The organism is Arsukibacterium ikkense, from assembly GCF_000987775.1.
Classification (GTDB): domain Bacteria; phylum Pseudomonadota; class Gammaproteobacteria; order Enterobacterales; family Alteromonadaceae; genus Alishewanella; species Alishewanella ikkense.
This window is the reverse complement of sequence record NZ_LAHO01000017.1, coordinates 100,751-114,792: the sequence shown is the minus strand read 5'-3', so window position 1 is coordinate 114,792 and position 14,042 is coordinate 100,751. Positions and strand designations below refer to the sequence as shown.

Sequence of the window (14,042 nt, the reverse complement as noted above, 5' to 3'; positions counted from 1 at the left end):
GTATCTAAACATCAACATCTGTGATGGGACGGATAATTGATCAGATCTTTTCTGTTGTGCCTGTCCATGATCTTCGGTGCCTGTCCATTATCTTCGCTCGCCATCTAAGTACAAATTCTGCTGCTAACAAAAGCTGGTCTATACTGATCCTGGTTTTCTTGGAGAAGGAGTAGTTTAATGAAGTTGGTTTTATCAAGTGCATTAGTAACAGGCTTTTTGTTCATTAGCCCGCTGTTGGCGAAAGAGCCGCCGGGGCAGCGTACCCATTGCCAGTTGGGTGAGGCGGTGCGGGTGATTGCGGTCGTATACCCACAAGGGGGTGAGCTGCCTTGTGAAGTGCGCTACAGCAAAGATGGCACAACCAATGTACTGTGGCAGGCAAAAAACGATGCGGGTTATTGCGAGCAGCAGGCGGCAGATTTTGTGGCAAAGCAGCGTGGCTGGGGGTTTGAATGTGTGGTAATGCCTGCTGCAAGCGCAATGACAGTATCCGATGAAACGCAATATTAGACCCGTTGTAGTTAAAGCCTGGGTTAGCAAGGTAGTTTTGCGGTTGTAACAGGATTATTGGCTAATAGCGGCCAGATCCTGTAAGCTGCACGCCCTTCAAAACGAGGGCCACTGCAGCTGCGGCAGATTTTTCTCGCAGCCTTTATTGCGGGATAACGCATGCAATTTACTGATTTAAACCTTTCTAACGATATTCTAAAAGCCATCAGCGACAAGGGTTACACCACGCCCTCACCTATTCAGCAACAGGCTATTCCTGCTGTACTGGCTGGCCACGACTTAATGGCTGCCGCGCAAACCGGTACCGGTAAAACCGCCGGCTTTACTCTGCCATTACTGCAAATGCTTAGCGAAGGCAGCAGCCAGGGCCGTAAAGTGCAGGCGAACCAGGTGCGGGCGCTGATCTTAACTCCAACCCGTGAGCTGGCAGCGCAAATCGCCGAGAGTGTTAGCGTATATGGTAAATACCTGCCGCTGCGCTCAGCGGTGGTGTTTGGTGGGGTAAGTATTAACCCGCAACTGATGGCGCTGCGCAAAGGTGTGGACATTCTGATTGCCACCCCGGGCCGGCTGCTCGATTTGTACCAGCAAAATGCCATGCGTTTCACTCAGCTGGAAGTACTGGTGCTGGACGAAGCCGACCGCATGCTGGACATGGGCTTTATCCGTGATATTAAAAAAATCCTGGCCCTGTTACCCGCTAAGCGCCAGAACCTGCTGTTTTCTGCCACCTTTTCCAATGAAATTCGCACTCTGGCGAAGGGCTTGTTGCATAACCCGGTGGAAGTAACGGTAACGCCACCGAACAGCACGGTGGAGAAAATAGAGCAGTGGGTCTATCCGGTGGACAAAAACCAGAAAGCCGCGGCGTTAATTTCCTTAACTAAACAGCATGACTGGCGCCAGGTACTGGTATTTACCCGCACCAAGCACGGGGCCAATAAATTGAGTCTACAGCTGGAAAAGGCCGGTATCAGTGCGCTGGCCATTCACGGCAATAAAAGCCAGAACGCCCGCACCAAGGCGCTGGCTGAGTTTAAAGCCGGTACCATCCGGGTGCTGGTAGCAACCGATATCGCGGCCCGCGGTTTAGATATTGATATGCTGCCGCAGGTGGTCAACTTTGACTTACCACATGTGGCAGAAGATTATGTACATCGCATTGGCCGTACCGGCCGCGCTGGTAAGTCTGGCCAGGCCATTTCACTGGTCTGTGCCGATGAGTCGAAAGAGCTGGCCGGCATTGAACGCTTAACCAAGCAGCAGATCCCACGCCAGCTGGTGGAGGGTTTTGAACCGGTGCAACAGCTGCCAGCAAGTAACACAGACAGCAAACCATACCGGCCGAAAAAGCCAAAAACCGAGCATCGGGACGGCCGGCGTTCACCGCGCAGCTAACCATAACGTCACATTGCGCCCAACCACTACGATTAGTTTGGGCGCGATATTGTTATTACAGTAATTCCGCATATACTGGTTAGTCAGAGGTAATGGAGTTGCTGAGTTATGTATGGTTATATTGCCCGCCAGCCTATTTTCGATGCTGCAAAAACCGTGTACGGCTACGAGCTGCTATTTCGCGATGGCGAGGCCAATAGCTTTCCCGACATAGGTGCCGATGAAGCCACCAGTAAGCTTTTGATGCAGCACCATTTGTTGCTGGGTGTCGAAAGCATTACCGGTGATAAACCTGCCTTTATTAATTTTTCTGCTGATACCCTGTTACACCGCTTTCCTACTTCTATTAACCCGACCAGCACGGTAATTGAAATTCTGGAAACCGTGCCGGCTACCCCTGAGCTCCTTGCCGTGTGCCAGAGCCTGCATAGCCAGGGTTACAAACTGGCGCTGGATGACCATGATTTTGACCCGAAATGGGATCAGTTTTTACCCTATATCACTTACGTAAAAGTAGACGTATTGCAGTTTAACCTGCTGCAAATAAGCCGCTATTTGCGTCGAATAGCCGGGTACACCCTGGTATTGCTGGCTGAAAAGGTGGAGACCGCCGAACAATTTGAAAAGCTGAAAATGATGGGCTTTCATTTGTTTCAGGGCTATTTATTTGCCCGGCCAGAGATGATGAAACAAAAGCAAGTCAGTTCCAGCAAAGCCAATTTGCTGGCATTAATTGCCGAGGCTTCGAAAGTTGAGCTGGATTTTGAATTGTTGGCCGGAATTTGTCAGCGCGATGTTGGCTTGTCTTATAAATTAATGCGTTTTGTCAATAATAGCCAGTTTGCAGCGCGCCAGCCAATCAGTTCTTTAAAACTGGCAATGGTATCGATGGGCGAGCCGGAGCTGAAAAAGTTTATTGCCTTGCTGGCACTGGCCAATCTGGCGGATGGCGGGGTAGATGAGCGGTTGACCGTAGCGTTAATTCGGGCCCGCTTCTGCGACTTACTGGCAGTGCAGAAGCACCTGTCTAATAACCCGCCCAGTGCTTTTCTAACTGGTTTATTCTCGAATGTGCATGAAATTATAGAGCAACCGCAGCCGGTAATGCTGCAGCAATTACCATTGCAAGAAGAGATTAAACAAGCCTTGCTGGCGAAAAGCGGCTTGCTGGGTCAGATGTTGCAGCTATGCCTGGCGTTTGAGCGCGGTGATTGGGAAGCAACGCTAACTTTAGAGCAGCAAATCAGCGGCATTGCCGAGTTAGCCGATGTATATCAGCAGGCAGTGCGTTGGGCTGACAGTATTCTGGTTAGTTAACCCCCGCGCCACAAGCTTGTCAGACAACTTGCATACGTATGCACCAAAAAAAGGCAGTCATTTCTGGTTATTCTGCGGTAAGTTACTGGGTTAAGACAGTGGCAGGGTATACCGAAATGCTAACACAACCTAAAACCAACACTTTTCGTCCCCGGATTAATCTTTTGCTGGCTGCGATAGCGGCAGTTGGCATCGCCAGCTGTGGCCAACCGCCGGTTGAGCAAACACAAATTGCGGCAGATCCCGAGCCCATAGTGGAACTCAGTGCGACCGGACGGCATGGCAAGCCAGTGATATATCAGGTGTTTACCAGGCTGTTTGGTAACACTGTTACCACTAATCAGCCCTGGGGCACATTGGAACTAAACGGTGTGGGCAAGTTTAACGATTTTACCGATGAGGCGCTGGCGGGCATTAAAGAACTCGGTACCAGCCATATCTGGTATACCGGGGTACCTCACCATGCAGTGATCCGGGATTACAGCGCCTATGGCATCAGCCTGGACGACCCTGATGTGGTAAAAGGCCGCGCCGGCTCACCTTATGCAGTAAAAGACTACTACAGCGTTAATCCGGATTTAGCGGTAGACCCGGCTAACCGCCTGGCAGAATTTAAGGCGTTAATTGAGCGCACTCACCGCCACGACATGCTGGTACTGATTGATATTGTGCCGAACCATGTGGCGCGCGATTATCAGTCGCTGGCTAAGCCGGATGGGGTAGCCGATTTTGGTGCAGATGACGATACCCGCGTTGAGTATGCCCGCGACAACAACTTTTACTATATTCCCGGCTCGTCATTTCAGGTGCCACAGTGGCCGGCCGATTACCAAGTGTTAGGCGGCGACGCCCATCCGGCAGCTGATGGCCAGTTTGCCGAAACACCGGCAAAATGGACTGGTAATGGCGCCCGTGCGGCCCAGCCGGCGTTTGATGACTGGTACGAAACGGTAAAAATTAACTTTGGTGTACAGCCGGATGGCAGCTACGATTTTGCAAGCTTACCGGCAGATTATGCTGAAAAAGACTGGCAAGCGCATTATCAGTTCTGGCAGGGCAAGGAGGTACCGCAAACCTGGTTGCAGTTTCGTGATATTACCTTGTGCTGGCTGGATTTCGGGGTAGACGGTTTCCGCTACGATATGGCCGAAATGGTCCCGGTAGAGTTCTGGAGTTATTTAAACTCGCATATCAAACAGGTTAACCCTGATGCCTTCTTACTGGCCGAGGTGTATCAGCCCGATTTATACCGTGACTACATTAAACTGGGTTTGATGGATTATCTGTATGACAAGGTGGAGTTTTACGACAGCTTAAAGCTGGTGATGCAGGGCACAGGGCCAACCTCGGCGTTGGTTGCCACCCAGCAACGGATGGCCGATATTGAGCACCATATGCTGCATTTTCTGGAAAACCATGACGAGCAGCGCATTGCCAGCCCGGCGTTTGCCGGTGACGCCCGCAAAGGCATGCCGGCTATGGTGGTATCGGCGTTAATCAGTACTTCACCTACCATGCTGTATTTTGGCCAGGAGGTGGGCGAGCCCGGTGCCGAAGACGCCGGTTTTGGCAAGCCGAGCCGCACCAGCATTTTTGATTATATTGGCGTACCACATCATCAGCGTTGGATGAATGGCGGTAAATTTGACGGTGGCGCCCTTACTGCTGACGAAGTAGCGCTGCGCGACTTTTATACCCGGCTAATGCAATTTAGTGCCAGTGCACCCGCGCTGCTGGGTGACTATTACGAGTTACACACTGAAAATCTGGCCAATAACACGGCCTATAGTGAACAGCAGTTGGCGTTTGCCCGCTACAGCGACGCGCAGCAATTAATTGTGGTCAGTAATTTTAATGCTGAGCACAGCAGTCAGTTTGAGCTGCTGCTGCCTGCCGATCTGATTAAGCAGTGGCAACTGGCCGATGGCATTCACGGCCTGGCAGGTCAGTTAGGCGAGGGTGCCAGCGCGCTGCGGGTTACAAATGGTGTTGGCCGGGTTAATATTGCCCTGCCACCGCTGGGTTCAGTGGTGTATCGCGTGCAGTATCAGGAGTAAAGATGCGCTATTTTGGAATGTTAAGCCGCCTGGTTGCGGCTGCTGGCTTATTGCTTACCTTTGGCCTGGCCGCTGCCGACTATCAGTCGCACCGTCAGCTGGGGAACCAGCTGTTGATCACCACAAATGAGGGCCAGCTGGCCATTACCTTTTATCAGCCCCTGGTGGCTGAAGTGCATTACCAGCCGGCCGGGGTGAAGCAGTTACCGTCGTTCGCGATTGGCCAGTCGCCTGCTCCGCTGACGCTTACTGTGGCTGATAAGGGCGATCACCTGGTGTATCGCTCAGCGGATATGAGCATCAAGGTCGCCAAATCGCCATTGCAATTACGTTTTTATAAGGGTGATCAGTTAATTACCGCAGAGCAGCCCGGCTTTGTGCGTGACAGCGTGCAATTAGGTTTTAAGTTTGCCCTAACCGAGCAGGAAAAGCTGTTTGGTGCCGGCCAACGGGTGCTGGGTATGGACCGCCGTGGCCACCGGCTGCCGCTTTATAACAAAGCGCACTATGGTTACAGTACCGCGTCAGAGCAAATGTATTTCAGCCTGGCCGGGGTGATGTCGAGCAACAAATATATGTTGTTGTTTGATAATTCGGCCAGCGGCCATATCGATTTGGGCAAAACTGCCGCCGACACCCTGGAATTCAGTGCCATGGGCGGGCGCAGTGCTTATATCGTGGTGGCGGGCGACAGCTTCCCTGAGCTTATCGACAATTACCTGACCGTCAGCGGCAAGCCACCGTTACCGGCGCGCTGGACCCTGGGCAGTTATGCCTCACGCTTTGGTTATCGCACCGAGGCCGAAGCACGCTCGGTGGTTAAAAAATACCGTGAACTCGGCCTGCCGCTCGATGCGATAGTGCTGGATTTATACTGGTTTGGCCCGGATATTCAGGGCCATATGGGTAACCTGGCCTGGGATTTGGATGCCTTTCCTGAGCCGGAGCAAATGCTGGCTGATTTTAAAGCCGACGGGGTTAACACCATTTTAGTGACCGAGCCTTTTGTGTTGACCAGCTCGAAGCGCTGGCAAGAGGCGGTAACGGCCGGGGTATTGGCCACTGCGCCGGACGGCTCGCCCAAGACTTTTGACTTTTACTTTGGCAATACCGGCTTAATTGATGTGTTTAACCCGGTGGCGGCCGACTGGTTCTGGCAAATATACAAAGGTCTGGCCGAACAGGGCGTGGCCGGGGTATGGGGTGATTTAGGCGAGCCGGAAGTACACCCATCTGATACTCAGCACCTGCTGGGCAGTGCCGATGAGCTGCACAACGCCTACGGCCATCGCTGGGCCGAGCTGGTGTATCGCGGTTATAAACGTAACTTTGCTGACACCCGGCCTTTTGTAATGATGCGTGCCGGCAGCCTGGGGTCGCAACGTTATGGTATGGTGCCCTGGACCGGCGATGTTGACCGCAGCTGGGGCGGCCTGCAACCGCAGGTAGAATTAGCGCTACAAATGAGCTTGTTTGGTTTTGGTTATATTCACTCTGATTTAGGCGGTTTTGCCGGCGGCGAAACCTTCGACCCCGAGCTGTATATCCGCTGGCTGCAGTATGGCGTATTTCAGCCGGTATACCGGCCGCATGCCCAGGAGCATATCGCGCCCGAGCCGGTGTTTCACAGCAAGCAGGTGATCGACACCCTGCGCCCTTACCTGAACCTGCGTTATCAGCTGTTACCTTACCTCTATACCATGGCCTGGCAGCACAGCCAGACCGGCATGCCGTTAATGCGGCCGTTGTTTTTCCTGGATGAAAGCAATACTAATTTTATGGACGAAACCAACAGCTATCTGTGGGGTGATGCCTTTTTAGTGGCACCGGTAACCAAGCCCGGCGTGCGCAGCTGGCCGGTGAATATGCCAGAGGGCGTCTGGTTCGACTTTTTCAGTGGTAAACGCTATCAGGGCGGCCAGCTGACCGAGGTGCCGGTTAACATTGATACTATACCGGTACTGGTAAAAGCCGGCAGTTTTGTACCGATGGTGCAGCCAATGGCCAGCACAAAGGATTACAGCTCTAAAAATCTCACCGTGCATTATTATGCCGACAGCACTGTAACGTGTGCCAAAGGCCAGATGTATGAAGACGATGGCATTAGCGCCAACAGCAGCGAGCAGGGTAACTTTGAGTTATTAAACTTTTATGCTCTGGATTCTAATGGTGGGAATTCTTCTGCCGAGGGGAATGATAACAGCCTGAAGCTGGAATTTAGCCGCAGTGGTGGCGATTACAGCGGCAAACCCGCCAGCCGCGAGCTAACGGTAGTGTTGCATAACCAAACTGCCAAAGCCGGCCGTATCACAGTAAATGGTGAGTTTATTGCCATCGTCGCCCAACCCCAGCGCTTTGCCCGCCAGCAAAATGTGGCTTACTACGATAAAGCCAGCAAGCAGCTGCATATTAAAACTCACTGGCATGGTGAGAAGCTGCAACTGCAGGTGCGGTAAGCCTTTAACACTTTTTCATAAATTGCCTGTGCCAAACGACAACCTGAGTTTTGTTTAGGTTGTTGTTTGGTCAGTTTTCCTCCTGCCACTCCGTACCTTATATCACGCTGTAATTATGTTGCTTAATTGTAGCTTATTGCGTAACGTTAATGCAGTTAGTTGGATGTTTCTCAGCCACTGACCACTTTTGATTGCTTCATGCTTGAGGTAAATACGTGAAATCGATCTTAGCAGGACTTACAGTTCTATTGCTGGTTGCTTGCGCTTCGACAATGAACGAAGAACATTTTCCAGAGTGGTCGGAGTTAAGTTCTTTTGAGAGGCAGTGGTTTTCAGAGCATTTGCAAGCAGCTAAAGAAACGCCGATATCCCTGCTTGTAGAAACAGAAATTTATCGGTTTACCTGGTTGCGAAGCTTTCATGCACCAATAGTTGTTCGAGTCGATTGTGATGAAAACTGTGTTCTAAAAGCCAGGCAGCTATCTGGGGCGGGTGGTTATTCGCCAGGCCATATTCAGATAAGAGAAGACCGTATCTTAACAAATGAAGAAGCGAGTAAGCTGAGGGCTATCGCGAAAAAAATCGATAATTGGGTCTATGAGCCTGATGAAGAAATTATCGGCATGGATGGTGCCCGATGGATTTTTGAGATGGCCAGCGGTAATAACTACCAAGCTTGGAACCTGTGGAGTCCTGGTAGTGACAAGGCGGCAGAAATACATGTCGAAATGTGCTTGTACCTTCTAAATTTAACTAATTTAACCATTGAGAAAGGTCATGTGTATTAAACGGTCATCACTGCACAGGAAAAACAAATGAGCAAATGGCACAAAAAAGGTGAAATATCGAACCCAAAAGTATTCTGGCTGGGTATCGGACTTGCAGTAGGTTCAGGCTTTGGTGTGGCAATAGAAAATGTGGCTGTCGGTATCTGTGTTGGTTTGATTTTAGGGATAGCAGTTGGTAATGCCAAAAAGGAAAAACAAGACAAAATCGACAAAGACTGATTATGCAGAAGGAACCCTCGTTATTACTGACCCGCCTGTTTTTAACATGGCCTTTGCCAAAGTCTAAGGGATGCTTACAGTACCGATAGTTATCTTATTTTCTTGCTGGTCTACATAGTATTCAGTAAAAAGCTTGCGGGCAAGCTGAGCAATGGTCACCATTTTGTCTGCCGCTATATATAAAGGATCATCCTCTGTTAGAAAATGCAGCTGCTCTGAGTACAACAGTTGCAGGGCTAATGCATGGTGCAGGAAATGCATATCTGTGTGCGAGAGGATCAGTTTTCTGATAAATCAGAATGCACAATACCAGCTATTGCTTATAAAAATGTGCTTGGAATCGATCACGAAACTCTTGATGGCAGGCAAGACAATTTTTCTGTACTGTTGAAAAAGATTCTATTACACGATAACCATCTCCCTGCTGAGCGGCTTGCTTTACTTCGACAGCCGCGTCGTGAACCTTTTTGTCATAGGTTTTGAACTTGTTAGCCTCAGCTCCAAGAAATGTCAAAATGCGCATCTTTTCAGCAAGAGGTGGCTGCTCATGATCCGCAACACGGTCAGCAATGCCTATAACTTTCTCCCATTCTTCTCGGGAAATTGCATCAGTCATTTTCGACATATCAGTTGCCAACAGTTGCATGATGCCTTTCAGCGCCATCGGCTTGATTACATAGGATCCCAGCTGAATATCTTCCCTAGTTGATTCACCACTGTAAACAATGAATGGCAGTAGCAAAAAAATTATCGTTATCATCAACCGAAACAACGTGGGTTTATTACACAATATCATTTATTTTTCTTCCTATTTCCAAGCGCTTACTTTATAAATTGCATGTATTTATTCTTGTGGGTCCCTGGCCAATCCCCAATCATCGAATAACACATATACTGCGGGTATTACGAGAACTACTAAAACCGTTGCACTTAGCAATCCAAATACCACAGAGATGACAAAGGGCTTTATAGCTGTCGCTTGAGTGCTGGTCTCTGTGAGTAATGGCAGCAATCCTACTATGGTTGTACTTGATGAAATAAGGATTGCTCGGAGTCTGTCACGGCTGGCCTGGCCTGCGGCCTTAATTACGTCCATCCCCCGTTGTCGATGCGTTTTGATAAATTGAATCAATAGAATCGCATTATTGACCACAATACCGGCCAGTGACGCTGCGCCGATCAAGGATGGCATGGAAATATAATACCCCATAAATACGTGCCCCCACAGTGCTCCAATAAAAGCCAGTGGGATAGACAACATAACAATCAATGGCTCCACATAGCTGCGAAATTGAAATGAGAGAATCACAAAGATACCAATCAAACCAATTAACAGCCCCCTACCAATGGAGCTGCCAGTTGCCGCAGAACGAGCTGTCTGACCCTCAAAGCTAACATCAATATCCGGATGACGTGATCTGAACGATTCCAACCACGCATTGTTAAGGCTATTAACGATGGCTTGTCCACTGGACAGGCGCGTATCAACATTCGCTTCTACAGTAACAGTGCGACGACCGTCAATACGGATAATTCGTGCCCAATCTCGACGTTCCTGAACTGTTGTAGCAACCTCTAACGGCACTCGGTTACCATCAGGAAGAATGATGGTATAGTCGATAAGATCATCAAGGCTGTTTCGGTCTGCCTGTCCCTGTCGAACGAGGATTTCAATATCATGATCACCTATACGTTGCGTGTCGACTACTTCTCCAAGGAACGCTGCGCGTAACTGAGAGGCAACGTCTTCAGCAGACAATCCTAAACCGTGCCCACCTTCCGCCAAAGAAAAGGTGCGCTGCGGTTTGCCAAGGCGGAGATCATCGGTTACGTTGTAAACGGCAGTATAATTCTCTAAATGTGAAACAAGCTCGCGAGCTGCAACATGAAGTGTCTGAAGATTATCCCCTTGTAGGCGTATCTCAACAGGGATGCCCGCGGGGCCAAATCCAGGTTCCTGAATGATCAATCGTTCTAAGCCAGCAATATGGCCAATTTCTTCGATCCATGCTGTTGTTAACTCATCTAGAGTAACATTGCGTCGCTCTGCGGTTAGAAGATCCGCAATCACTGTCGCCACATGCGCACCTGCTTCACGCGCACTGGGGTTGTGATTAAATCGAACCTGAATGGCGTTAACCAAGGGCGCCTCACCTGCTTGCAAAGGTGTATAACGTTTGCTTAGTCTTTCCATTGCAGCTTCAACTTGTTTAGCCACAGATTCGGTGCGTAAAAGGGGAGTACCTTGGGGCATCAATATACGAGCTTCCAACACATCACCATCGATGGCGGGCATTGCCTCGCTGCCTATATGACCGCCAATAATAAATCCGGCGGAACCTAGCATTAATGTTAATACACCTCCCAGGACCCAGAGTCGAAACTGAACTGCCCTATCAGCCAGTTTTCCAACGCGCTCGCGGAAAGTTTCAAAACCTTGGTCGAAGCGCCTGCGAAAACTTGATTCTTTTTCATTCCCTGATTCAGAAGTACTACTTTTGAGATGATGAGGTAGGATCAAGAATGCCTCCACCAGGCTTGCTGCCAGGGCTGCAATTAGTACCACAGGCAATACTTGAAGTACGGCCCCCAGTTCACCTGCGAGAAAAGCCAGTGGAGCAAATACCGCAACCGTCGTCAGGAATGATGAAAGTACTCCAGGAAGCACCTGCAGCGTGCCTAAGACAACAGCCTCTAGTGGTGATGCAGCTTCTTTGGCATGAGTCGCAATATTGTCGGTTATTACGATTGCATCATCCATCACAATACCAATAGCCATTAATAAAGCTACCAATGTCATCATATTTAGCGTTAAGCCGGTTAAAGCCATCACTATAAAGGCACCCATGAAAGCCGCAGGTAAACCTAACACGGCCCAAAGTGCCAACTTTGGACGAAAAAAGACGCTCATTACCAAGACAACCAGAATGAGTCCTACGATGCCATTCTCTACCAACATCTCAAGACGGTCACGAACGATGCTGGTCATGTCCTGCGTGATTGCCAGCTCGATCTGGCCATTGAAGCGCAGACGTTCAGAAGCCAGCAACGTTTCTAAAGCATCTTTTACAGTCAGAGCGTCGCCTCGAAGCGATTTGTGTACCTCTAGCACCACAGCTGGTCTGCCATTGAAATGAATTTTATCTTCTGACTTCTCACCACCTTCACGCAGAGTTGCGATCTGCCCTAGTGTTAGCTCCCCCCCATCGGCCTCTGAGATAATCACTAGTGAAGCCAGTTCAGATAGCGAGCGGCGCTGGTCGGTAAAACGAAGCAGGATGTCTCTATTGGACGTTTCCAGAGTTCCTAATGGTAAGTCAATACTTTGACTGGATACACGCCGGGCCAGTTCTCGCGCTGATAATCCGTGTTGTGCCAATACCTCGCGGGGAATTTCAATTTGCCATTGGCGCTGCGACTGACCTTGTATATACACGCGAGCAACGCCGGGAAGTTTCATGATTTTCTGTTCTAAACTCAGCGCATAGTCTTCTTGTTGTTGCTTAGACATTTCACTTGTGATGGCTACGGCAGCAATCAAGTCACTGCGGTGTAGCTCTCGCACTACAGGTGCTTCAGTTCGGGCGGGCAGGTCTTTTATGGCATTAACTTCAGTCTGTAGCTCATTAATGAAACGAAGAGAATCACCTCCCGATGTCATCTTGGCAGTTGCACTAGCCAAATTATCTTGTGCAACACAGACAAACTCATCAAGATAATCAACACTCTTAACGGCATCGTGTAGACGACGACATATAGCATCTTCAACGTCAGCTGCACTAGCCCCCCGATAGATCACATCAACCGATACCTCAACAGGACGATAGTCGGGAAACGTTTCACGTTTAAGGTGTGGCGCGGCAAATAGCCCAGCTGCAATTAATAAAAGTAGCAACAAATTGGCGGCGGTTGGATGTCCTGCAAACCAGCGGATCATAGTGTCGATCCCAGTGCAAGGGATGCTATTTTCTGTTGCAGGCGCTCATCCTGGCGGGGTGCTAATAACATGCCTTCGCGGGCAAGCGGCAGATCATCAACGACAACTCTCTCGCCGGGTGCCAACCCTGACTCGATGACAGCCAAACCGTTCTGTTCAAAAGCCACAACCACTGGGCGGCGTATCAGGCGGTTGTCTTCATTTACTAGCCATATTTCACTTTGATGTACCGCGCTTACTGGTAACACCATCTGTGGGCTTGCACTCAATACGGAAAGTCGCACGCGGGTGTACATATCACGCTGAAGTGGAGGGTGATCAGGTGGGTACGCATCGCGATAAGGAAAATCAACACGAACCACTACTCGCATAGTTCGGGTGGTAGGCTCGAGGCCGCTTGCTACGCGTACTACTCTTCCTGTCCAGCTCACGCCCTCAGCACCAACTAGCTGCAGCTCAGCGTCAAGAGCAGACAGGTCCATACGTTCACTAATATCCTTCGCCCCTGGCAATGGATTGGCAACATTGCCCAGCAGGCGCCTCATCATGGAAAACGGAATGCGTGCTTCGACCTCTGCTGCATCTACATTATCAGCCTGAAAAAGGTACTGCCCAGTACCGACAAACTGATGAAGCTCTACATCCACCGGACCAAGACGTATGTTGTAAGGAGCGATAAAGCGGGTATCCTTAAGATCTTGTTTTACTTGACCTAGACGTATAAAAGCACGCTCCTGTTGAGCTTTTAATCGATTTATTGTGGTTGGCAACAGGGCCAGTACATTTTCCAGTGCCGTCACAGCCTGACGTTGGGCTAATGTGAAGCGGCGTTGTTCGTCAAGTTGAGTATGAGTAATAGTGCCGGTGCGGGACAATTGCTCAAACCGGGAAAGCTCCATCTCGGATAATTCCAGACGCATTTTTTCCAATTCAAGAAGCCGAAGAGTATTCTCCCTTTCAGTGTCTAACTTATTCATTTCCGCTTTCAAGCCATCAATATCAGCTTGGGCATCTGCAATCGCTAGCTCATACCGACTTGGATCCAGAGCCAAAAGTAGAGTCCCTTGAGTCAGCATCGCTCCATTTTCCAGGTTGGGATGACGCTCCACAACGCGACCAGATACATTAGCGATTGCTCGCCATGTTTCTGATGGCCTTGATATTCCATGGCCCCGTGCTTCTAAGCGCAATGGCAAAATGCGAGATTCTATAACCATAACTACAGATGCATGCTCTTGGTCAGCAACTATTGCAGGGGATTGTCGATTAGCGATGAATATGGCAATCAGAATAAGTCCTAATGCCAGACCAATCAAAACGGGCGCATGTTTAACATATTTGTGAAACCAATCTTTCATTT

The 14,042-nt window shown here is 49.7% G+C and carries 10 protein-coding genes; 7 read left to right on the top strand and 3 right to left on the bottom strand.

The window, feature by feature from the left end; translation table 11 throughout:
* The first annotated feature begins 177 nt into the window (after nt 1-177).
* From WG68_RS16340 to WG68_RS16310, 7 genes are all read left to right on the top strand, one after another.
* A complete protein-coding gene (locus WG68_RS16340) occupies nt 178-510 on the top strand; it encodes a hypothetical protein (RefSeq protein ID WP_046558785.1) in 333 nt (110 codons plus the stop codon).
* Between the two features lie 159 nt (nt 511-669).
* The gene (locus WG68_RS16335) at nt 670-1,908 is read left to right on the top strand and encodes a DEAD/DEAH box helicase (RefSeq protein ID WP_046558784.1); all 1,239 of its coding nucleotides are present in this window, start codon (nt 670-672) and stop codon (nt 1,906-1,908) included.
* Nucleotides 1,909-2,016: 108 nt separating this feature from the next.
* The gene (locus WG68_RS16330) at nt 2,017-3,225 is read left to right on the top strand and encodes an EAL and HDOD domain-containing protein (RefSeq protein ID WP_046558783.1); all 1,209 of its coding nucleotides are present in this window, start codon (nt 2,017-2,019) and stop codon (nt 3,223-3,225) included.
* 116 nt (nt 3,226-3,341) lie between these two features.
* Nucleotides 3,342-5,282, top strand: coding sequence for an alpha-amylase family glycosyl hydrolase (locus tag WG68_RS16325; RefSeq protein ID WP_046558802.1), 1,941 nt, complete (start codon nt 3,342-3,344; stop codon nt 5,280-5,282).
* Between the two features lie 2 nt (nt 5,283-5,284).
* A complete protein-coding gene (locus WG68_RS16320) occupies nt 5,285-7,738 on the top strand; it encodes a glycoside hydrolase family 31 protein (protein ID WP_046558782.1) in 2,454 nt (817 codons plus the stop codon).
* 215 nt (nt 7,739-7,953) lie between these two features.
* A complete protein-coding gene (locus WG68_RS19685; protein ID WP_161796374.1) occupies nt 7,954-8,526 on the top strand; it encodes a hypothetical protein in 573 nt (190 codons plus the stop codon).
* 27 nt (nt 8,527-8,553) lie between these two features.
* The gene (locus tag WG68_RS16310) at nt 8,554-8,745 is read left to right on the top strand and encodes a hypothetical protein (RefSeq protein WP_046558780.1); all 192 of its coding nucleotides are present in this window, start codon (nt 8,554-8,556) and stop codon (nt 8,743-8,745) included.
* A 313-nt stretch (nt 8,746-9,058) separates the two neighbouring features.
* Here the strand turns inward: WG68_RS16310 and WG68_RS16300 are convergent, their stop codons facing one another.
* The 3 genes from WG68_RS16300 to WG68_RS16290 are packed head-to-tail and all read right to left on the bottom strand — an operon-like array spanning nt 9,059 to nt 14,040.
* A complete protein-coding gene (locus WG68_RS16300; protein ID WP_052749142.1) occupies nt 9,059-9,541 on the bottom strand; it encodes a cytochrome c in 483 nt (160 codons plus the stop codon).
* 48 nt (nt 9,542-9,589) lie between these two features.
* Nucleotides 9,590-12,682: an efflux RND transporter permease subunit gene (locus WG68_RS16295; protein WP_046558778.1), complete on the bottom strand. Its 3,093-nt coding sequence runs from the start codon at nt 12,680-12,682 to the stop codon at nt 9,590-9,592.
* Nucleotides 12,679-14,040 (bottom strand): efflux RND transporter periplasmic adaptor subunit, encoded by a 1,362-nt coding sequence (locus WG68_RS16290; RefSeq protein WP_046558777.1) that lies wholly within the window; start codon nt 14,038-14,040, stop codon nt 12,679-12,681. The genes WG68_RS16295 and WG68_RS16290 overlap by 4 nt, the downstream gene beginning before the upstream one ends.
* Nucleotides 14,041-14,042 lie beyond the last annotated feature (2 nt).

Coding starts and splice junctions, on each gene's coding strand:
- WG68_RS16295 (WP_046558778.1), bottom strand. CDS start 12,682: ATGATCCGCTGGTTTGCAGGACATCCAACCGCCGCCAATTTGTTGCTA.
- WG68_RS16335 (WP_046558784.1), top strand. CDS start 670: ATGCAATTTACTGATTTAAACCTTTCTAACGATATTCTAAAAGCCATC.
- WG68_RS16330 (WP_046558783.1), top strand. CDS start 2,017: ATGTATGGTTATATTGCCCGCCAGCCTATTTTCGATGCTGCAAAAACC.
- WG68_RS16325 (WP_046558802.1), top strand. CDS start 3,342: ATGCTAACACAACCTAAAACCAACACTTTTCGTCCCCGGATTAATCTT.
- WG68_RS16300 (WP_052749142.1), bottom strand. CDS start 9,541: ATGATATTGTGTAATAAACCCACGTTGTTTCGGTTGATGATAACGATA.
- WG68_RS16290 (WP_046558777.1), bottom strand. CDS start 14,040: ATGAAAGATTGGTTTCACAAATATGTTAAACATGCGCCCGTTTTGATT.
- WG68_RS16320 (WP_046558782.1), top strand. CDS start 5,285: ATGCGCTATTTTGGAATGTTAAGCCGCCTGGTTGCGGCTGCTGGCTTA.
- WG68_RS16310 (WP_046558780.1), top strand. CDS start 8,554: ATGAGCAAATGGCACAAAAAAGGTGAAATATCGAACCCAAAAGTATTC.
- WG68_RS16340 (WP_046558785.1), top strand. CDS start 178: ATGAAGTTGGTTTTATCAAGTGCATTAGTAACAGGCTTTTTGTTCATT.